The sequence below is a fragment of the Arenibacterium halophilum genome (genome assembly GCF_005938225.1).
Taxonomy (GTDB): domain Bacteria; phylum Pseudomonadota; class Alphaproteobacteria; order Rhodobacterales; family Rhodobacteraceae; genus Arenibacterium; species Arenibacterium halophilum.
The window spans coordinates 622,651-642,565 of sequence record NZ_VCPC01000003.1 but is presented as its reverse complement, the minus strand read 5'-3'; the positions used below and the strand labels follow the sequence as shown (position 1 = coordinate 642,565).

The following is a 19,915-nucleotide window of genomic DNA, read 5'->3' as shown; positions in this document are numbered from 1 at the left end:
TTCATTTCCGACATAATGTGAACAATATCGGTCCATAAAGACGCTTCAACCATCGTTAAGACCAACCGGTTATTAACGGGATACAGAGGCAGCAGGGGATAGGGGCCGGTCCATCGGGCAGGGATCGGACTCGGCTAGGGCAATGTTGGAATTCAACAACGTCAGCAAATCGTTCTGGACGGGCACGCAGCGCAAGGTGATCCTTGACCGCGTGTCGTTCCGCGTTGAGCTGGGCCGTAGCCTTGGCATCCTGGCCCCCAACGGCACCGGCAAGACAACGCTGATCAACATCATGGCCGGGCTTGAAAAACCCGACGAAGGCGAGGTGCGGCGCACCTGCAACGTGTCCTTCCCGCTGGGCTTCATGGGCGGCGTGGTCTCGCGCGTGTCGGCGATGGAAAACAGCCGCTACATCGCAAAACTCTACGGGATGGATCCGGATTACGTTGAAAGTTTCTGTCGCTGGCTGTGCAGCCTTGGCGAATATTTCGACCAGCCGATCGGCACGTATTCCGCCGGGATGCGGGCGCGGTTTTCCTTTGCGCTGATGCTGGCGCTGGATTTCGATATCTACCTGATCGACGAAGGGATGCCCGGCACCACGGACGTGGAATTCAACAAGAAGGCCGGGGCGATCCTGGAAGAGCGGCTGCGCACAACGACGATCATCATCGTCTCGCACCACGCGCATATCCTTGAAAAATTCGCCCGCTCGGCCGCGGTTCTGCGCAACGGACGCCTGCATATGTTCGACACCTTGGAAGAAGCGAAGCAGCTCTATGACTACGAAACCCAAGGCTAGGAAATTCCGCATCCGGCGCAGTCCGGCCGCGGGCGCCCCGGCCGAGGAGTCGGGGCCTGCAACGGCGCGCCCGGTGCCGGGTCCTGCGACCGCGCACCCCGTACCGGGGCCTGCGGCTGCACGCCCTGTGGCGGGCCCGAAACCCGTGCCCGATGCGCCCCATTCCCCCGCGCCTGCCGCTGTTGAGCCGATCTCTGCCCCAAAGAATGCTGCCCCCGATGCCGCGTCTCAGGACACGGGCAAGCGCGTCCCATTCTCGCAGCGATTGAAAGAACGTGCGCGCCAGATCGAGGCGGACAAGGCTGCCGGCGCTGGCGTGACCAAAGCTTCGCCCGCGAAGGCCACTCAGGATCGAACCGAACCGGAAAAGCGCACCGAAAAGCCCGAGACAGCAGAAGCCCAGACGCCCGCGGCCCAAAAGGCCGAGCCCGCCAAGGCCGAGCCCGCAAAACGCGAGGTTGCAAAGCCCGAGCCTGCGGCAAAACCGGCCGAGCTCCGCCAAGACGCGCCGAAACAACCAGAGCCCCCCAAGACGCCCGAACCCGAAGCCAAGCGGCCAACGCCGCCCGTTCGCGAAGGCCAGGTGTCGTCGCGCGCGGAAAACGCTGCCGACTCCGAGATCGAAGTGATCAAGGCCGAGGGGCTGACCGGGCGTCAGCTGCGTATGGCGCGCCGGGTCGCCCAGAAACATAACCTGCCCGCCACCTCGGATTACGACGCGGTGCGGCTGCTGCGGAAACAGGGCATCGACCCGTTCGCGCGGTCGAACATGCTGGAACTTGTGGTGCCGCAGGGCGGGGCCGACGCCCACGAAGGCGGCGCGCCCGATGCCTTTGCCGCCGCTTCTGCCGCAGCGCGGCCCGGGCGCGTGCAACTGCCGCAAACGGTGCCCGACCGCGAAACGCTGCCCTCGACCGAGATGAGCCCGGCGCAGCGCCGCGATTTCGAGATCAGCCAGATCCAGCGCGACATCATGAAGCGCCGCCGCCGCAAGATGGCGCTGCTGCTGACGCGGCTGGCATTCTTCGTGCTGCTGCCCACGGCCATCGTGGGGTATTATTTCTACAACGTCGCCACGCCGATGTACGCGTCGAAATCGGAATTCCTGATTCTTCAGGCCGATAACGCGGGCGGCGGGGGCTTGGGCGGGTTGCTGACCGGAACACAATTCGCCACCAGTCAGGATTCCATCGCCACGCAATCCTACCTGCAATCCAAGGACGCGATGTTGCGGCTGGATCAGGATGTGGGGTTCAAATCGCATTTCACGCAGGATTGGATCGACCCGATCCAGCGGCTGAACGCCGACCCCACCAATGAAGAGGCCTATCGCACCTATTCGCGCAACGTCACCATCGGGTACGATCTGACCGAAGGTGTGATCCGGATGGAGGTTGTGGCCGCCGACCCCGAGGTGGCCAGCGAATTCTCGCGCCGCCTGATTTCCTATGCCGAAGATCGCGTGAACAACCTGTCGCAGCAGAAGCGCGGCGACCAGATGCGTGATGCGCTGGCCGGGTTCGAAAACGCCGAAGCCGAGCGCCGCCGCGCGCAAGAGGCGCTGGTACAGCTGCAACAGCAGGGCGCGATCCTGGACCCCGAAGGCGTGATCGCGGGCCTGCGCGCGCAGATCAACAACATGGAATTGCAACTGCAGGAGAAAGAGCTGCAACTGGCCGCCCTGCTGGACAACGAGCGCCCCAATCAGGCCCGCGTCGATGGCGTGCAGGGCGATGTGCAGCGGATGAAGAACATGCTGGCCGATCTGAACGCCCGCATGGTCGATGCGTCCAAGGGCGAAAACTCGCTGGCGCAGCTGACGGTGCGCATCCAGATGGCGCAAGCCGATCTGGCGACGCGCGACATGATGCTCCAATCGGCGCTGCAACAGGTCGAACAGACCAGGATGGAGGCGAACCGGCAGGTGCGTTACCTCACCACCTCGGTCCGGCCCGTCGCCAGCCAGGAACCCAGCTATCCGCGCCGGTTCGAGAATACGATATTGGCCTTCCTTGTCTTTTCCGGCATCTACCTCATGTTGTCGCTTACCGCGTCCATCCTCCGCGAACAGGTTACGTCTTGATATGAAACACGTTGAAGTCGCCGGTCTGACCATCGGCAACGATTGCCCGCTTACGCTTATCGCAGGCCCCTGCCAGCTGGAGAGTCTGGACCACGCCCAGATGATCGCGGGCACCATGAAAGAGGCCTGCGAGGCCGCCGGTGCGCAATATGTTTTCAAGGCCAGCTACGACAAGGCCAACCGCACCTCGCTGTCGGGGCGGCGCGGCATGGGGATCGAGGCCGGGTTGCAGGCGCTGCAATCGGTGCGCGATGCCATCGGCGTTCCGGTGCTGACCGATGTTCATACCGAGGCGCAATGCGCCATTGCCGCCGAGGTCGCCGACATCATCCAGGTGCCCGCCTTCCTGTGCCGCCAGACTGATATGCTGCTGGCCGCCGGCAACAGCGGCGCGGTGGTGAACGTGAAAAAGGGCCAGTTTCTGGCGCCTTGGGAAATGGTCAATGTCGTCGACAAGATCGAAAGCACGGGCAACACACGCATCCTGCTGACGGAACGCGGCGTGTCCTTTGGCTATAACACGCTGGTCGCCGACATGCGCAGCCTGCCGGAAATGGCGAAAACGGGGTACCCGGTGGTGATGGACGCGACCCATTCAGTGCAACAGCCCGGCGGGCGCGGCGGTTCCTCGGGCGGGCAGCGCGAGTTTGCCCCCGTCATGGCGCGCGCCGCCGTGGCCGTGGGCGTGGGCGCCGTGTTCATCGAAACCCATGACGACCCCGACAATGCGCCCAGCGACGGGCCGAACATGATCCACCTGTCCGACATGCCAGAGCTGATTGCCACGCTGATGCAGTTCGACGCTGTCGCAAAGTCCCATCCCGTTAAAATCTGAACCAAATTCACGAGATTTCGATGACCAAACCTGCCGCCACAGTCACGCCCAACACCTGGGAATTCCTCCGCGATCCGATGATCACGCCCACGGGGTTCCGCGAATATGACGCGCGCTGGAAATACCCCGATGAAATCAACCTGCCTGGCATGACCGCGCTGGGTCTTGGCATCGGCACCCAGATGCACAAGCGCGGGGTCGAGCCTGTGATCGCCGTCGGCAACGACTATCGCGACTATTCGCTGACCATCAAGAACGCGCTGATCATCGGGCTGATGCAGGCGGGCGTGAAGGTCAAGGACATCGGCCCTTGCATCACGCCGATGGCCTATTTCAGCAGCTTCCACCTGGGTGTGCCGGGCGTTGCAATGGTGACCGCCAGCCACAACCCCAACGGCTGGACCGGGGTGAAGATGGGCTTTGCCATGCCGCTGACCCACGGACCCGATGAAATGGCCGAGCTGAAGGACATCGTGCTGAACGGCAAGGGCGAGCCGCGCGATGGCGGCGGCTATGAATTCGTGTCGGGCGTGTGGGATGCCTACATGGACGACCTCGTTGGCGATTTCAAAATGTCGCGCAAGCTGAAGGTGGTCTGCGCCACCGGCAACGGCACCGCGGCAGCCTATGCCCCCGCGCTGTTCGAACGCATGGGGGTCGAGGTGGTCGAGAGCCACAACACGCTCGACTACACCTTCCCCAACTACAACCCGAACCCCGAAGCGATGGAAATGCTGCACGACATGTCCGACTCGGTCAAAGCGTCGGGCGCGGATTTCGCGCTGGGCTTTGACGGCGACGGCGACCGCTGCGGCGTGGTCGACGACGAGGGCGAGGAGATTTTCGCCGACAAGGTTGGTGTCATCATGGCGCGCGACCTGTCGCGCCTGCATCCCAACGCGACCTTCGTGGCCGATGTGAAATCGACCGGGCTGTTTGCCTCGGACCCGGAATTGCAGGCCAATGGCGTGACGGCCGATTACTGGAAAACCGGTCATAGCCACATGAAACGCCGGGTGCATGAGCTGGGCGCGCTGGCCGGGTTCGAGAAATCGGGCCACTACTTCCTGGCCGAACCCATCGGGCGCGGCTATGACGACGGGATGCGCGTCGCGGTCGAAATCTGCAAGCTGATGGACCGCAACCCCGACAAATCCATGTCGGATCTGCGCAAGGCCCTGCCCCGCACCTGGAGCACGCCGACCATGTCGCCCTATGCCGCCGACACGGAAAAATACGATATCCTTGAACGGCTTGTCGCCAAGCTGGTCGCCAAGGCCGAGGCGGGCGAACAATTTGCGGGCCGCGCGATCAAGGAAGTCGTCACCGTGAACGGCGCCCGCGTCATCCTGGACAACGGGTCCTGGGGGCTGGTGCGCGCGTCGTCGAATACACCAAACCTTGTTGTGGTCTGTGAAAGCAGCGAGACCGAGGCGGAAATGCGCGCCATCTTCGCCGATATCGACGCCGTCATCCGAACCGAGCCGGGTGTGGGCGATTACGACCAGACAATCTGATACTGCTCTCTCTGGGGCAGCGGGGGTCGCTTTCGGGCGGCCCCCATTTTTTAGTCGCGGCCCAACAGCTTCATCAAACCCCGCTTGGCCTCCTCCTCGATCTTGTCCTTGATCGCGTCCTCGACGTTCTGTTCCTCGCCAATGTTCAGCCGCTCGCGCAGCTTGTCGCGCGCCTTCTGCTCCAGCCGGTCACGTTCCACGCCCGCGCGCGCCTTCAACACGGCCTCAAGATCGGGATACAGCCGCAGCGCCGACCACGGCCCCTTGATCCGCACCGGCACGGCCAGCCCCTGCCCGCCGCGCGCGCGCAGCGCCGTGGGTGTCAGCAGGTAATCCATGTCGCGCGCGCCCAGCCCGATCCGCCCCGCCCCCGTGGTTCGATAATTCGGCAAGCTCACCAGCAGATCGTCGTTCGTCAGCGTGCCACCCGCGATGGTGAACCCGGCGGTCAGCGAATCGAACACCGTGGTGCCGCCGGTGCTTTGCCCGTCGTTCATCAGCGCGTTCAGATCCAGCCCGCGCAGCCGCCCCTGTTCCATCGAAATTGCCCCGGTGCCCGAAAGGCTGCGCATGATCGCATCGACGCTGGCGCCCACGCCCAGGAACTGCATCCGCGCCTGCGCCGGGCCAGACAGCCGGTCGCTGCCCGCCAGATCGCCCAGCAGCTGCGCCATCTCGACATCGCGCGCGGCCAGATCGCCGCCCACGGACAGCCCCTTGCGGTTGTTGGCCACCAATTGCCCCGACAGCGTGCCGCCAAAGGCTTCGGCGCGGGCCACATCCAGCACCGCGCGTGACCGGTCGATGGCCAGCACCGCCTGCACCGCGCCCAGCGTCACATCGCCCGTGCGCAGCCCGGTCAGGTTCAGTGCGATATTGCCGTTGATGCGCCCAAGCGCGCTGGCGTCGATCGGCGTGGCCGACCACCCTGGCGAGGTCTGCGCAGGCGCCGCCTGTGCACCTGGCGTCGCGTCCAACCCGGACAGATCAAGCGTCGCCCCGGCCAGCTGCGCCGTCACCGACAGCGGTTCGCCAAACCCGATATCCGCCGCGCCGCGCAGGTGGTTGTCGTCCAGCGTCAGCGACAGCTCGCGCAGCGACAGCCGCCCATCGGCGGTATAGGTCGCTTCGGTCACCACATCGGCCGACTTGCCCAACCCGCGCGGGATGGTCACCGCTGGCCCGCCCAGCGCCGCCAGCAGGCGCGCGGTGTCGGTCGCCTTGACGGTCACATGACCCTTGGCCTCGCCCGCCGTGCTGGCATGGCCAACGATGGATACCGTGCCACCCAGCGCCGCGATTTCGCCTGTCACACGCGACACATCGCCATCAAGAAACGCGCCGAAATCTGCGATGCGCAACCCGGCGCGGATGCGCTCGGCCACGGGCGAAAACGCCAACGATATATCGGCCATTCCGTTCGGATCGGGCCAGTCCAGTGTCAGGTCGACGTTGCTGTACTCTACCGGCCTGCGCCCTTCGTCCGCAAAGGCGAGCCGCGCCCCCGTCAGAACCAACCGTTCCAGCGTGACCGCGCCAGTGCCTGAGGACGCCCCGCCCTCTCCGATAGCGGGCGCGGCCGCGGGCTTCGGGTTGAAGTCCCAGTTCGCGCGCCCATCGGCGCGGCGCGCCAGGTTCAGCTCGGGGCGATGCGCCGTCAGCTCGGTCACCCGGATGCGCCCGCGCAGCAGATCGGAAGCCGACAGCCCCACGGTCATCGTACCGGCCCGCAGCATCGGCGCTTCGCCCGCCCAGGACGTGTTGCCCACCGCAACAGGCCCCGTCGTGGCCCCGACCACCGGCCAGAACCGCAGACTCACCGGCCCCTCGATTGTCACGCTGCGCCCGGTCTGTGCCGCCAGCTGATCCGCCGCAATCCTGGCAATCCGCTCTCCGGGCAGAAAGAACAGCGCTCCCACCGCGACAACGGCGGCCAGCACCAGCGCCGCCAACATCCTGAAAATCCACCGCATCGGCCTGCTCCGCCTCTGGTTTGCCTATACCCTAGCGCCATCGCGCAGGCACGCAAAGCCTTTGCACCGCAGCCCCATCCGGCCTATATGCCCCACCAGACCGCGCCACAGGACAACCATGACCACCAATCCTCCCGATCTGCGCCCCGACCTGGCCCCGCGCGCCAAGATCGGAGACACCCCCCGCCCCGGCCAGCCGACCATCGGCATGGTGTCCCTTGGCTGCCCCAAGGCGCTGGTCGACAGCGAACGTATCCTGACCCGGCTGCGCGCCGAGGGCTATGGCATCTCGCCCGACTACAAGGGCGCCGATGCGGTGATCGTGAACACCTGCGGCTTCCTTGACAGCGCCAAGGCCGAAAGCCTCGACGCCATCGGCGAGGCGCTGAGCGAAAACGGCCGGGTGATCGTGACCGGCTGCCTTGGCGCCGAACCCGAATACATCACCGGCGCCCACCCCAAGGTGCTGGCCGTCACCGGCCCGCATCAATACGAACAGGTGCTGGATGCCGTACACGGCGCCGTGCCCCCCGCGCCCGACCCATTCGTCGACCTGCTGCCCGCCAGCGGCGTCAGCCTGACCCCGCGCCACTACAGCTATCTCAAGATTTCCGAAGGCTGCAATCACCGCTGCAAGTTCTGCATCATCCCCGACATGCGTGGCCGCCTTGTCTCGCGCCCGGCCCACGCCGTGGTGCGCGAGGCTGAACGCCTGGTCGAGGCCGGAGTCAAGGAGCTGCTGGTCATCAGCCAGGACACCTCAGCCTATGGCGCCGACCGCAAGCACGACACCGAGCGCGGCATCCGCACCCATATCGACGATCTCGCCCGCGAACTTGGCGGCTTGGGCGCCTGGGTGCGGCTGCACTATGTCTACCCCTACCCGCGCGTGCGCCAGCTGATCCCGATGATGGCCGAGGGGCTGATCCTGCCCTACCTCGACATCCCGTTCCAGCACGCCCACCCCGAAACGCTGAAACGCATGGCGCGCCCGGCGGCGGGCATCCGCACGCTCGATGAAATCGCCGCTTGGCGCGACATCTGCCCCGACATCACCCTGCGCTCGACCTTCATCGTCGGCTACCCCGGCGAAACCGAAGAGGAATTCCAGACCCTGCTCGACTGGCTGGACGAGGCTCAGCTGGATCGCGTCGGCTGCTTCCAATACGAAAACGTCGCCGGCGCCCGTTCGGCCGATCTGCCGGACCACGTCGCCGAGGATGTGAAACAGGACCGGTGGGACCGCTTCATGGCCAAGGCACAGGCAATTTCCGAGGCGAAACTGGCGCAGAAGGTCGGCCAGCGGATCGAGGTCATCGTGGACGAGGTCGACGCCGAAGCCGCCACCTGCCGCACCAAGGGCGACGCGCCGGAAATCGACGGCAACCTCTTCATCGACGAAGGCTTCGAAGCCCTCTCACCCGGCGACATCGTCACGGTCGAGGTGGACGAAGCAGGCGAGTACGATCTCTGGGGCCGTCTCGTCTAGGCCCCTTGTTCTTTGGGCTCCAAATATCCCGGGGGAGTCCCGCAGGGACGGGGGCAGAGCCCCCTACGCCCGCCCCGCGCTGGCTGAAAGGCCAAGGGGGTCGACCCCGATGGAATTCAGCGCGGCAGCCCATTTGGCATCGTCAGGCATATCATAGACCAACTCGGGCGCGGCATCGGCCGTCAGCCACCCGTTGCGCGAAATTTCATCTTCCAGCTGGTCGGGCCCCCAACCGGCATAGCCCAGCATCATCAGCGCGCGCTGAGGGCCGGTGCCCGCTGCGATATCTTCCAGAATATCCAGCGTGGCCGTCATGCAGAATCCGCCGGGAACGGCCAGCGTGTGCAGGCGAGACGCGTATTCCGCCGAATGCAGCACGAACCCGCGCACCCCGTCTACCGGGCCGCCGAAATGCACCGGCATCTCGGGGCGTGCCGCCCCTCCGATGTCAAGTTGATCCAAAAGGTCCGACAGGCGCACGTCGCGCGCGGGTTTGTTCACGATCAGCCCCATGGCGCCGTCCTCGGTGTGGCTGCACATGAACACCACCGAATGTTCGAACCGGGGATCGCCCATGCCTGGCATTGCGATCAGAAGTTTACCGGTCAGGTCCATGGCATCGGCCCCTTTTGCCGCTTGCGTCAGGCACGGCCCCAAGGCGCCGCGCGTCGCCAGCATGGCCGCGCGTGTCGTGAAGGGCAAGGCCGGTTCGTGCCCCGGGCGCCACCCCGAGGCGCAGTCGGCCCAACTGACCGCATCGTGACTTTTCATTACAGCCAAAGCGCGCCATTCAAGGCGTCATGATCCGGAAACTGCGCCCTCTCCTGTCCTGCCTCTGCTTCGCACTCGCGCTGCTGCTATTGCGTGGGCCGGTGCAGGCCCAGCCCGATCTGGGCGCCATCGTGCGGATCGATGTGCTGGATGGCGGACAACAGGGCGATGGCACGCACCTGGCCGCGCTGCGCCTGACGCTGGCCGACGGCTGGAAAACCTATTGGCGCGCGCCGGGCGATGCTGGCATCCCGCCCAGCTTCCGCTTTGCCCGCTCTGGCAACATGGCCAGCGCCGCGCCGGTCTGGCCGACGCCCGAGGTTTTTGATCTGAACGGCATCCGCACCATCGGCTATCGCCATCAACTGGTGCTGCCGCTGGTGATCCAGCCACGCGCACCCGGTCAGCCCGTGCGGCTGCAGGGCGAGATCGACTTTGGCGTGTGCAGCGATGTCTGCATTCCAGCCCGGCTGAGCTTTGACGGCGCGCTGGATCCGGCTGCGCCGCGCAACCCGGCCATTGCCGCTGCACTTGCCGCGCGCCCCTACAGCGCGACCGAGGCCGGAGTGCCTCCGGCGCGGTGCCGCATCGCGCCCACGGCCGACGGGCTGGCGGTGACCGTGCGCATGACGATGCCCTCGGCCGGGACACCGGAAACCGTGGTGATCGAACCGCCCGCGCCCGATCTTTGGGCGTCAGAGACCGAAACCACCCGCGCCGGAGGGGTGCTGACCGCCCGGGCCGAGCTGTCACGCGCCGATGGCAAGCCCTTTGCGCTGGACCGTTCTGGCCTGCGCATCACCGTGCTGGGCACACGCCGCGCGGTTGACATTCGGGGCTGCACCGCCGAGTGATCGCGCATGGATGCGCCTGCGACCCCACCCCGGGACCTGCCCCAATCTGCCCCGCGCCGCCCTCTCCTGGGCGCTTTGGCGGTGGTCCTGCACGAGGGCCACGCCCTGCTGGTGCAGCGCGGCAAGGCCAGCGGCTATGGCTTGTGGGGCTTTCCGGGCGGGCACGTCGAATGGGGCGAAACCGCGCAGGCGGCCGCCATTCGTGAGTTGCACGAGGAAACCGCGCTGCGGGCCGAACCGCTGGGGTATCTGACAAACGTCGATTTCATCAGCGCTGGCGCGGATGGCCAGCCCGAGGTTCATTACCTGCTGGCCGCCGTGCTCTGCCGGTACACAGGTGGCACGCCCGTCGCAGGTGACGATGCCGCCGCCGTGGCCTGGGTGCCTTTCGACGATATCGCGAAGCGAACGTTGCAGATGAGCGATCGCGTGCCCGACGTTCTGGCCGCTGCACTGGAACGCCTGGGTTAGACCGCCCCGCGCGAACGCCGCAACGCCAGTGCGCCCAAGCCATATCCCAGCGAAACGACCACGGCGCTCCCCACCAGAAAGGCCAGCGTGGCGGCAGGCATTGCGGCCATGCCGCCGGGCGTCAGAGCAGCCAACCATACCGGCAGCGCGCCCGACACAGCCGTCCACACCATCGTCAGCCCAACCCAGACCAGCACCAGCGCCACTACACCGCCCAGTACCCTGCGCAGGGCGGCATCGGGCGCGCGCAGCCCACGCCGCAACGCCGCTGCAGGGCGGGCCAGATCGCCCTGCACTGCCAAAAGCGCAGGCACCACCAGAAGAACGATCACCATGCCGAACCCCAGCCCGTAGACCAGCGTGATCACCGTGGGCTTCAGGAACTGCGCCTGTTGCGAGCGTTCGTACAGCAGCGGCGCCAGCCCAAGCACCGTGGTCAGCGTGGTCAGCATCACCGGGCGCAGCCGGTCGGTGGTGCCGTCGATGATCGACGGGATCAGCCCGCGCTGGCGCGAATAGTCATCCACCGTACTGATCAGCACGATGGAATCGTTGATGATGATGCCTGTCATGCCCAGCAGACCGACGACCGTGAACATCGACAACGGCGTGTCCCATATCCAGTGCCCGTAGATCGTACCAACAAGCCCGAAGGGTATGATGGCCATCACCACCAGCGGGCGCGTCCAGCTGGAAAACACCCATGCCAGCGTCAGGTAAATCCCGGTAAGGCACAGGATCAGCCCGGTCAGCGCCTCGGTCAGGAATGCGTTTTCCTGCTCGGCCAGCCCCGCCATGTCCCATTCGACCTGATAGGTATCGGCGATTTCGGGCAGCAGCACGGTTTCCAGATCGGTGCCGATCTGCTCGGCGCGGGCCGGGTCGTCTTCGGAGATGTCGCCCATGACGCTGATGGTACGCACGCCGTTTTCCCGGCGCACAGCGGCAAACCCGCTGCGTTGAGTGACTGACACCACATCCGACAGGGGCACATATTCGCCCGACGGCGTGCGGATCTGCATCCGGTCCAGAAAATCGGCGGTCAGCTCGCTTTCGGGCAATTCCACGCGAATCTCTGCGCTGCGCGGTCCATCAGGGTAGGTCGCCGCCTCGATCCCGTTCAGCTGAGAGCGCAGCACCCGGCTGAGCGTGTCGGCCGTCAGTCCCAGTGCCTGCCCCTGCTGGGTGAGGTCCAGCACCAGCTCGTCCTTGTCATAGGCAAGATTATCCTCGACGGCCGAGACCTCGGGATAGCGCAGCAGTGCGGTTTTCAGCGCCTCGCTGGCCTGTTTCAACACATCGGCCTCGGCGCCGTAGAATTCGACATCCAAGGCGTCGCCACCCGGCCCCGACCGCCACGACCGGAACGAGACGACCTCGGCCATGGGATGCTGTTGCACCCGGCCCTGCAACTCGGCGACAAATTCGAAACTGGAATAGGGACGCAGATCGGCATCGATCAGCTCGATGCTGATGGCTCCAAGCAGATCGGCGTCCTTGGTATCGACACCCGACAGGCCGCGCCCCGAGTTACCACCGATTTCGGCGATGACATAGGCCAGCGGGTTTACCCCGTAACGATCTTCGTATTCGGCACCCAGTTCGTTGGTGGCGCGCTGCAACTCGTGCATCATGGCCAGCGAATCCTCGCGCGTGGCGCCTTCGGCCATGGCGAAGTTGCCGCTGACCGAGCCGCGTTCGGGCGCATTGAAGAAACGCCATTGCACGTCGCCGGTGATGAACAGCGCTGCCTGGCTTGCCAAAACGACCAGCGCACCGGCCAGAACCGCATACCGTGCCCGCACCACCAGCCCCATCAGCGGGCGGAAGGCGCGGTCGCGCACCCACTTGAACCCGGCGTTCACCTTGCGGTTGGGCCAGTCGTACCAATGTTCCTTCGCGGTATGGCTCAGCGCGTGGCTCAGGTGGTTGGGCAGGATCAGGAAGCATTCCACCAGCGATGCGATCAACACCACGATCACCGTAAAGGGAATATCCCCGATCATTTCGCCAAAACGCCCGCCAATCGCCATGAGCCCGAAGAAGGCGATCACCGTTGTCACAGTAGATGCCGCGACCGGTATCGCCATGCGCCGGGCCGCGTTTTCAGCTGCCACAACCGGGTGTTCGCCCAAGCGGCGCGCGCGAAAATCCGCATGTTCCCCCACCACGATAGCATCGTCCACAACGATGCCCAATGTGATGATCAATCCGAACAGCGAGATCATGTTGATCGTCAGACCAAAGGCATACATCAGCGCGATAGCGGCCATCATCGCCGCCGGAATGCCCGCAGCGACCCAGAAAGCAATGCGCGCGTTCAGGAACAGGAACAGCAGGATCACGACCAGACCCAGCCCCATCAGCCCGTTGTCGACAAGAATATCCAGCCGCCCGGTGATTGCTTCGGCCCGGGTGCGGATCAACTCGACCGTAGTGCCCTGCGGCAGCACGGCCTGAAACTCGGCCGTTACCTCTTCGACCAGGTGCTGGATGCCGATGGCATCGCCTTCGTCCGACCGGTCGACTCGTAACGTAATCGCCGGGTTGTCGCCCACGAAATAGCTGCGTTCGCGGGTCACGCCCTCGACGCGGATTGTGGCGATGTCGCCCACCGTCAGGGTCGAGCCGTCAGCGTTTGACCGCAATACGATCCCGGCGATCTGCTCGGGCGTGCGTTTGGCCGTGCCTGTGCGGACGCGGGCGTTGGCCCCGGTCACATCGCCCGCGGGGTCGGCATCGGCCTCGGCCGCGATGGCGGCGGCAATCTCGCTCAGCGAGACATCATTGGCGACCAGCTGCATCGAGGGCACTTCGATGACCGTTTCCGGCGCGGCCACACCTTGAATAGTGGTGCGGGTGACCCCAGCGGCAAACAGGCGGACGACCAATTCATCGGTGAATTTGGCCAATTGGGCGGCGTCGATCGGCCCGGTGATGACCACATCGGTCACCCGGTCACGCCAGACGCCGCGCCGCACGACAGGATCATCCATATCTTCGGGGAAGGTCGTGATGGCGTCGACCGCGTTGCGCACATCCTCGGCGGCGCGCGTCATATCATAGCCAGGTTCAAATTCCAGCGTGACCGAGGCGCGGCCCTCGCGCGACATGGCCGAAGCGGTTTCAACCCCGTCCACCGCCAGAAGCGAGGGTTCCAGCACCTGCACGATGGCATTGTCCACGTCTTCGGGGCCCGCGCCTTCCCAAGTGGCCGAGACGGTGACCGTATCGACCACCACATCGGGAAAAAACTGCGTGCGCATGTTGGGGATCGCGGCGATGCCCAGCGCCAGCAGCATCACCAGCAACAGGTTCGCTGCGGTGCGATGGCGGGTGAAATACGACAGGATACCGCCAGCGGCGGGCGGAAGATGGCGCGCCATAGGTCAGCCCCCCATGCGGGATTCGATTCGCTGCACCAGATTGGCGGGCACCTGGTCGCCCCCCAGTTGGGTCAGCACGCGTTCCTTGACCTCGGCGGGCATCCGGTTGTTGGCTTCGACCATGGCGACCAATTGCGCGCGGCGTTCGCTGCTAAGCGTCAGCATCTCGTCAGTCGGGGCCGGTGCGGGGGCCGCGCCCTGGCTCTGGGGCCGCACCTGAATGCCTGCGCCCAGCAGCGGCGTGCGCCCGATCACCACATCGCGGCCTGCCAACCCCTCTCCGCGCAGCAACACGTCGTCGCCCTGACGGCGCACCAGCGTGACGGGCAGCCGTTCCAGACGATTATCCTCGCCCACCACCAGCACAGTTCCGGCGGCATCCAGCGCTGATGCTGCGACGCGTATCACATCGTCAATCGCCGGTTCGCGCACGTCGACGGTGACAAAGTCACCGGGTTTGAAACCGCGCGGCGTATCAAGCCGGGCATAAACCATCCGCCCCGACAGCCCTTCGCCGATTTCGGCGCTGTCCCGGCTGATGGTTCCGGTGGCGCGCAGATCGGCGCCACCCACATCCAGCCGCGCCTGCACCGGCAGGTTCAGCAGGTCTCCCGAGGCATCCAGCAGGCGCGCGTATTGCCCGGTCGACACGCGAAAGGCGACTTCAAGCGCGCGCGGATCGACCAGAACGGCCAGCTTTTCGTTGGCCGAGACAAGCCGTCCGGTCACCAGCGACACATCGCCCAACGTGGCATCGAACGCCGCCGTGATGGTGGTTTCATCCAGTCTGCGGCGTGCATCCGCCACAGCGATCTGCGCCCGGGTCAGCCCCGTCGCGGCCTGATCCACCCGCGCTTCGGCCTGCGCCAACGCGCGGCGTGACGACACAACAGCCTGCCGCGCCGACGCGGCGGCCAGTTCAGCGGTTTCCAGCGTGGCCGCCGTGGCCACGCCGCGATCCGACAGCCCCTGTTGCCGCTGGAACGCGCGGTCGCGCACATCGGCCTGTTCCTGTGCGGCGGCCAGTTCATCACGCGACAGCGTCAGAGACCGCTCGGCATCGCGCTGTTCGGCTTCGGCATCCAGCAGATCGTTTTCAACCCGCTCAACCTCGGCACGGGCATCGGCCGGATCAATCTGTACCAGCACCTGCCCGGCCTGTACGCTGCCGCCTTCGACAAAGCTGTCGGCCAGGTCGATCACGCGTCCCTGTACGGCGGCGCGCAGTTCCAGCGTGCGGCGGCTCTGGATCTGGCCAAAGGTGTCCAGCACAGGTTCCACCGTGCCCGGTTGGGCCCGCACGACATTCACCGGGAACACCCGTTCGCGGGCGCGGGGCGGTTCTACCACTGTCGACAGCCGCGTCTGAACCGCGCCGGCGACAATCTGCACGGCATAGACCAGCAGCGCCAGCGTCACCGCCGCCAGCAAAACCCCCAGCAGGCTTTGTCGCAGAAATCGCATCCGTTTTACCTTTCACGCCGCAGCGCGGTATTCGCGCGCAACAATAGTCGCCCGGCGCAAATCCACCAAGCCACGTATGGGTTACGACACTCCAAACGGCGCGGATTGTTATTTCCGTCGCTGGTTTTCGGTCAATCGCGGAAAGATTTCGACAAAGTTGCAGGGTTTGTGCCGGTAATCGAGCTGATGGACGAGGATTTCGTCCCATGCGTCCTTGCAGGCGCCGGGGCTTCCGGGCAGCGCGAACAGATAGGTCCCCCCTGCCACGCCACCCGTGGCGCGTGATTGCACGGCGCTCGTGCCGATCTTCTTCATCGAGACGATTGTAAACACCGTGCCAAAAGCGTCGATTTCCTTTTCGTAGACATCGCGATGCGCCTCTACCGTGACATCGCGCCCAGTCAGCCCGGTGCCGCCGGTGGAAATCACCACGTCCACGTCCGGATCGGCGATCCATGCGCGCAGTTTGTCGGCGATGTCGGCGCGTTCATCCGGCAGGATGGCGCGGTCGGCCAGTTCGTGGCCTGCTTCGGCCAACCGGTCAACCAGCACCTGCCCCGAGCGATCCTCGGCCAGCGTGCGGCTGTCAGAGACTGTCAGCACCGCGATGCGGACAGGGATAAATTCGCGGTCGGCCATCAGCCTGCCCTTTCCAGAAATGCCAGCCGCAAGGCCAGCGCGGCAAAGATTGCCCCACTGATCCGGCCCAGCCACGCCTGCGCGCGGCCCGATCCGGCCAGCCGCTTGCCCGCGCCGCCGGCAAAGATGCCCACCGCGCCATTGATGAAGAACCCGCCCACCGCCAGAACCGCGCCGAAGATCAGGAATTGCGCCAGAACCGGGCGGGCCGGGTCGACGAACTGCGGAATGAAGGCCAGAACGAACAGGATCACCTTCGGGTTGGTCAGGTTCACGATGAAGCCTGACCGGAACGCGCGGCGCGGCGCAACGGGAGAAGGTGCCTTGGCCGTTCCAGCCCGGATCGCCCCGATGGCGAGATACAGCAGATAGCCAACGCCGACCCAGCGGATCACGTCGAACAGCCACGGCAACGCATTGATCGCCGCACCAAGGCCCAGACCCGCGATGGTGACGTGCACCAGCGCCCCGGCCGAGATACCCGCACTGGCCGCCAGCGCCGCGCGCGGACCCGAGCGCAGGCCCTGCCCAAGGCAAAACATCATATCGGCGCCGGGCGTGAAATTCAGCGCCAGCGCGGCAGGGATGAACGCCAACAGGATCAGCGGGTCAATCACGGGGTAACCTCGAACCAGTTCACGGTGGGGCCAAGGTTGGCGACATGGCTGGCGCCTATCTGTCCGCGCGTGCCCCAGCAATCGTGGATATGCCCGAACACCGCCAGCTTGGGCTGGATACGTTCGATGGCCGCAAGGATCGAGGTGGAGCCAAGCGACACACCCTGCGACGTCAGATCACCCAGACCCTTGGGCGGCGAGTGCAGGATCAGGATGTCGGCGGCCTCGCACGGGGCCAGCATCTGCGCGGCGGTGTCCTCGGACAGGTCGAACGACCACGCGCCAAAGGGCGTTTCCGGCACCGCGCCGCCCAGCCCGAACAGGCTCAGCCCCGCGACGGTTGCCCCCTGCCCGTGCAGCACATGCCAGTGCGCGGGGGCGGCGGCCACCAGTTCCTCGGCGCTTTCAGCGTTGCCCGGAACGGCGACGACGGGCGCGGCGATGCCCGCCAGCATCTCCATCGCCTGATCCAACCCCTTACGCGCGTTGCAGAAATCGCCCGCCCCGATCACAAGGTCCGCTTCGGCTGCGGCGGCGACCAGATCGGCGGCGCGGGCGCGGGCCAGATGCAGGTCGGAAAAGGCCAATATCTTCATGTCTTGGCTTTCAGGTGGGCGCGAACCTCCAGCAGATCGGCCCAGGCAAGCCGTTTCTCGGTCGGTTGGCGCAGCAGGTAGGCGGGGTGGAACATCGGCAGCGCCGGGCGGCCCCAGACGGTGGCCCATGTGCCGCGCAGCCGCGTGATGCCGCGTTTGCCCAGCAGCGCCTCGCAGGCGACATTGCCCATGACGATCAACACCTTGGGATCGGCCAGCGCGACGTGGCGCTCCAGAAACGGCAGCATCATCGCAATCTCGGCGGCGTTGGGTTCGCGGTTTTCCGGCGGGCGCCACGGCAGCACGTTGGCAATATAGACCGAACTTTCGCGCGAATGTTCGATCGCGCCCAGCATCCGGTCCAGCAGCTGCCCGGCACGGCCCACAAACGGGCGGCCCTGCCTGTCTTCGTCGCGGCCCGGCGCTTCCCCCACCACCATGATCGGCGCACCCGGCACGCCGTCCGAAAAAACCAGATTGCGCGCGCCCTTCTTCAGCTCGCAGTGCTCGAACGCGGCCATGGCGGTGCGCAGATCGTCCAACGTGCTGGCCCCGGCGGCGGCGGCACGGGCGACTGCCACGGGGTCAACCTCGGCCTGGGGCACGATGGCGCCGGGCGCGGCAGGCGAAGCGGTGGCGCGGGCCTGTTCGGCGCGCAGCGCGCGGGCCGATCCCGGCATCGCGTCCGGCAGGTCATAGCAATTCACCGGTGCGTCGCCGATCGCCTCGGTCGCGCCAAGTTCGATCTGCCAGTCCAGCAGCGCGCGTGCGGTGTGATACTCAATCGCCGATTCCATACGCCGGACCCTATGGCCTGACGGCAACCCGCTTCAAGCCTTGGCGCGTTCACGCCGCGTGTTGCCCCCGATTGCGCCGCTTCCTATAAAGCCCCCATCCTGACAGGAGCCCGCGACATGACATTTGCCCATCGCCACCTTCTGGGGATCGAACACCTCGCCCCGTCTGACATCACGGCGATCCTGGATCTGGCCGACACCTACGCCGATCTGAACCGCCAGAGCGACAAGCACGGCACCGCGCTGGCCGGGCTTACCCAGATCAACATGTTCTTCGAAAACTCGACCCGTACACAGGCCAGTTTCGAACTGGCCGGGATGCGGCTGGGTGCGGATGTGATGAACATGTCGATGCAAACATCGAGCGTGAAGAAGGGCGAAACCCTGATCGACACGGCGATGACGCTGAACGCGATGCACCCTGATCTGCTGGTGGTGCGCCATCCTCATTCTGGCGCCGTGGACCTGCTGGCGCAAAAAGTGAACTGCGCCGTGCTGAACGCGGGCGACGGGCGGCACGAACACCCGACACAGGCGCTGCTGGATGCGCTGACGATTCGGCGCGCCAAGGGGCGGCTGCACCGGCTCAACATCGCGATCTGCGGCGACATTGCCCACAGCCGGGTGGCGCGGTCGAACATCCTGCTGCTGGGCAAGATGGAAAACCGCATCCGCCTGATCGGCCCGCCCACGCTGATGCCCGCCGGAATCGCGGATTTCGGGGTCGAGGTTTATCAGGACATGGCCGCCGGGCTGGAGGGCGTGGACGTGGTGATGATGCTGCGCTTGCAAAAAGAACGGATGGACGGCGGGTTCATCCCATCCGAGCGCGAATATTACCACCGCTACGGGCTGGACGCGGAAAAGCTGGCCTGCGCGCGCGAGGATGCCATCGTGATGCACCCGGGGCCGATGAACCGGGGCGTGGAAATCGACGGCACGCTGGCGGATGACATCAACCGATCCGTGATCCAGGACCAGGTGGAAATGGGCGTGGCGGTGCGCATGGCGGCGATGGACCTGCTGGCGCGCAACCTGCGCAACCGGGCCGCCGCATGAGCCGCCGCGTGCCCCTGACGGTGCCCGCCGGCGAACGCGGCGTGCTTCGGCTGTTCGCGCTGGACATGCCGCGCGAACAGGTGCGGTTCCTGCGCGACGAACCCGCCGCGCTGGCCGACAAGCTGGGCCTGAGCGACATCGCGCTGAGCCATGTCGATTTCATCCGCCCCGAGGACTTGGGCGAATTGGGCCTGTCGGGATACCTGATCGACGGCTGCGGCGTGCCGGCCGAACAGATCGCGCCCGACCGGACCTATCTGGCCGAACGCGAAGGGCCGGTGATCGTGGTGCTGAGCCGCGCATTCGGCGGCGCGGCGGTCACCCTCAAACCGGGCTCGGGCGTGGTGCCCTTTGCCAGCTACACCCGCTCCGGCACCGATTGGAGCGGCGACGCCCCGACCAGCGAGGCCGCGCTGCCCGGATCGGGGCCCGCGCCGCAATCGCCCCGCGCGGCCCGTGCGCGTGCCCGACGCATCGGTGGCGGGCTGTTCGCCATCTGCATGATCCTTATCGCGCTGGGCCTTTGGGCGCTGTTCGGGTGAGACACATCATTTTCGGCAAG

General features: G+C 65.8%; 17 protein-coding genes. 9 read left to right on the top strand and 8 right to left on the bottom strand.

What is annotated here, in order from left to right; genetic code table 11:
* Positions 1–142: 142 nt before the first annotated feature.
* From FGK64_RS16365 to FGK64_RS16350, 4 genes are all read left to right on the top strand, one after another.
* Positions 143–802, top strand: coding sequence for an ABC transporter ATP-binding protein (locus tag FGK64_RS16365; protein ID WP_138864892.1), 660 nt, complete (start codon positions 143–145; stop codon positions 800–802).
* Between the two features lie 316 nt (positions 803–1,118).
* Entirely contained in the window at positions 1,119–2,885 is a 1,767-nt protein-coding gene (locus FGK64_RS16360; RefSeq protein WP_425456646.1) for a KpsE/RkpR family capsule polysaccharide export protein, read from the top strand.
* Between the two features lies 1 nt (position 2,886).
* Positions 2,887–3,720, top strand: coding sequence for a 3-deoxy-8-phosphooctulonate synthase (gene kdsA / locus FGK64_RS16355; protein ID WP_138864890.1), 834 nt, complete (start codon positions 2,887–2,889; stop codon positions 3,718–3,720).
* Positions 3,721–3,740: 20 nt separating this feature from the next.
* Positions 3,741–5,237, top strand: a complete 1,497-nt coding sequence (locus FGK64_RS16350; protein WP_138864889.1) for a phosphomannomutase/phosphoglucomutase — start codon at positions 3,741–3,743, stop codon at positions 5,235–5,237.
* A 50-nt stretch (positions 5,238–5,287) separates the two neighbouring features.
* On the opposite strand, the gene FGK64_RS16345 is transcribed toward FGK64_RS16350, so the two are convergent.
* On the bottom strand, positions 5,288–7,210 hold the full coding sequence (locus FGK64_RS16345; protein WP_138864888.1) for an AsmA family protein: 1,923 nt from the start codon (positions 7,208–7,210) through the stop codon (positions 5,288–5,290).
* 118 nt (positions 7,211–7,328) lie between these two features.
* On the opposite strand from FGK64_RS16345, the gene rimO reads away from it, so the two are divergent.
* Positions 7,329–8,699: a 30S ribosomal protein S12 methylthiotransferase RimO gene (rimO, locus tag FGK64_RS16340; RefSeq protein ID WP_138864887.1), complete on the top strand. Its 1,371-nt coding sequence runs from the start codon at positions 7,329–7,331 to the stop codon at positions 8,697–8,699.
* A 63-nt stretch (positions 8,700–8,762) separates the two neighbouring features.
* Here the strand turns inward: rimO and FGK64_RS16335 are convergent, their stop codons facing one another.
* Complete coding sequence (locus FGK64_RS16335; RefSeq protein WP_138865031.1) at positions 8,763–9,314, bottom strand: YqgE/AlgH family protein; 552 nt, start codon at positions 9,312–9,314, stop codon at positions 8,763–8,765.
* A gap of 185 nt (positions 9,315–9,499) precedes the next feature.
* On the opposite strand from FGK64_RS16335, the gene FGK64_RS16330 reads away from it, so the two are divergent.
* The gene (locus FGK64_RS16330; protein ID WP_138864886.1) at positions 9,500–10,324 is read left to right on the top strand and encodes a protein-disulfide reductase DsbD domain-containing protein; all 825 of its coding nucleotides are present in this window, start codon (positions 9,500–9,502) and stop codon (positions 10,322–10,324) included.
* 6 nt (positions 10,325–10,330) lie between these two features.
* Positions 10,331–10,795 carry an NUDIX hydrolase gene (locus FGK64_RS16325; RefSeq protein WP_138864885.1) on the top strand — a complete coding sequence of 155 codons (465 nt, stop codon included), beginning with the start codon at positions 10,331–10,333 and terminating at the stop codon, positions 10,793–10,795.
* Here FGK64_RS16325 and FGK64_RS16320 read toward each other — a convergent pair.
* The 6 genes from FGK64_RS16320 to FGK64_RS16295 all read right to left on the bottom strand — a co-directional run bounded on the left by FGK64_RS16320 (position 10,792) and on the right by FGK64_RS16295 (position 18,294).
* Complete coding sequence (locus tag FGK64_RS16320) at positions 10,792–14,181, bottom strand: efflux RND transporter permease subunit (protein ID WP_138864884.1); 3,390 nt, start codon at positions 14,179–14,181, stop codon at positions 10,792–10,794. The genes FGK64_RS16325 and FGK64_RS16320 overlap by 4 nt on opposite strands.
* Before the next feature lie 3 nt (positions 14,182–14,184).
* The gene (locus tag FGK64_RS16315; RefSeq protein WP_138864883.1) at positions 14,185–15,645 is read right to left on the bottom strand and encodes an efflux RND transporter periplasmic adaptor subunit; all 1,461 of its coding nucleotides are present in this window, start codon (positions 15,643–15,645) and stop codon (positions 14,185–14,187) included.
* A gap of 108 nt (positions 15,646–15,753) precedes the next feature.
* Positions 15,754–16,284 carry a molybdenum cofactor biosynthesis protein B gene (gene moaB, locus FGK64_RS16310; protein ID WP_138864882.1) on the bottom strand — a complete coding sequence of 177 codons (531 nt, stop codon included), beginning with the start codon at positions 16,282–16,284 and terminating at the stop codon, positions 15,754–15,756.
* A complete protein-coding gene (locus FGK64_RS16305; RefSeq protein ID WP_138864881.1) occupies positions 16,284–16,901 on the bottom strand; it encodes a LysE family translocator in 618 nt (205 codons plus the stop codon). The genes moaB and FGK64_RS16305 overlap by 1 nt, the downstream gene beginning before the upstream one ends.
* Positions 16,898–17,497, bottom strand: a complete 600-nt coding sequence (locus tag FGK64_RS16300; protein ID WP_138864880.1) for a metallophosphoesterase family protein — start codon at positions 17,495–17,497, stop codon at positions 16,898–16,900. The genes FGK64_RS16305 and FGK64_RS16300 overlap by 4 nt, the downstream gene beginning before the upstream one ends.
* On the bottom strand, positions 17,494–18,294 hold the full coding sequence (locus FGK64_RS16295; RefSeq protein ID WP_138864879.1) for a uracil-DNA glycosylase: 801 nt from the start codon (positions 18,292–18,294) through the stop codon (positions 17,494–17,496). The genes FGK64_RS16300 and FGK64_RS16295 overlap by 4 nt, the downstream gene beginning before the upstream one ends.
* A 117-nt stretch (positions 18,295–18,411) precedes the next feature.
* Here FGK64_RS16295 and FGK64_RS16290 point away from each other — a divergent pair, with 117 nt between their 5' ends.
* Both FGK64_RS16290 and FGK64_RS16285 read left to right on the top strand, forming a co-directional pair.
* Complete coding sequence (locus tag FGK64_RS16290) at positions 18,412–19,353, top strand: aspartate carbamoyltransferase catalytic subunit (RefSeq protein WP_138864878.1); 942 nt, start codon at positions 18,412–18,414, stop codon at positions 19,351–19,353.
* Entirely contained in the window at positions 19,350–19,895 is a 546-nt protein-coding gene (locus tag FGK64_RS16285; RefSeq protein WP_138864877.1) for a hypothetical protein, read from the top strand. Before FGK64_RS16290 ends, FGK64_RS16285 begins: the two co-directional genes overlap by 4 nt.
* The last annotated feature ends 20 nt before the right edge of the window (positions 19,896–19,915 follow it).